This is a genomic window from Marinicella pacifica (genome assembly GCF_014636635.1).
Lineage (GTDB): Bacteria > Pseudomonadota > Gammaproteobacteria > Xanthomonadales > Marinicellaceae > Marinicella > Marinicella pacifica.
This window is the reverse complement of record NZ_BMEO01000041.1, coordinates 1-569: the sequence shown is the minus strand read 5'-3', so window position 1 is coordinate 569 and position 569 is coordinate 1. Positions and strand designations below refer to the sequence as shown.

The 569-nt window shown below is 42.5% G+C and carries 1 protein-coding gene; it reads left to right on the top strand.

The annotated features are described in order from the left end of the window. Positions 1 to 569 (top strand): IS30 family transposase (locus IEV16_RS13310; protein ID WP_188366208.1); only part of this gene is annotated, 569 nt, incomplete at both ends.

The following is a 569-nucleotide window of genomic DNA, read 5'->3' as shown; positions in this document are numbered from 1 at the left end:
GCTTTGCCTATATCAGCTATCTGGTTGAACAAGATTGGTCACCTGAACAAATCAATGGTCGGCTTAAGGTCATGGGTTGGATTGATGTACCAAGCGTTGAACGTATTTACTTGTTTATCTATGCTGACAAAAAAGATGGTGGCGAGCTTTATACTCATCTTCGTTGTCAAAAGAAACGTCGTAAACGGTATGCATCAGGCCAACAAAGACGTGGGCAGATCGTTGATAGACGTGATATTGATGAACGTCCTGCTGTTGTTGATGAGCGCAGCAGGTTCGGTGACTTTGAGGGAGACACCGTAGTGGGTAACAAACACAAAGGCGTGCTACTTACCTTTGCTGATCGTAAAACCCGTTTATGCGTTATTAGAGCCCACAAAAACCGACGTGCAGGACTGATAGCCAGCAGTAGTATTAAAGCTCTTAAATCTTTTAATGTTCACACTGTTACTTACGATAACGGTAAAGAGTTTGCTAGACACAATGAGGTGGCAGAAGCTTTGAATATTGATGTTTACTTTGCTAAACCCTATGCTTCATGGCAACGGGGAACCAATGAAAATATGAAC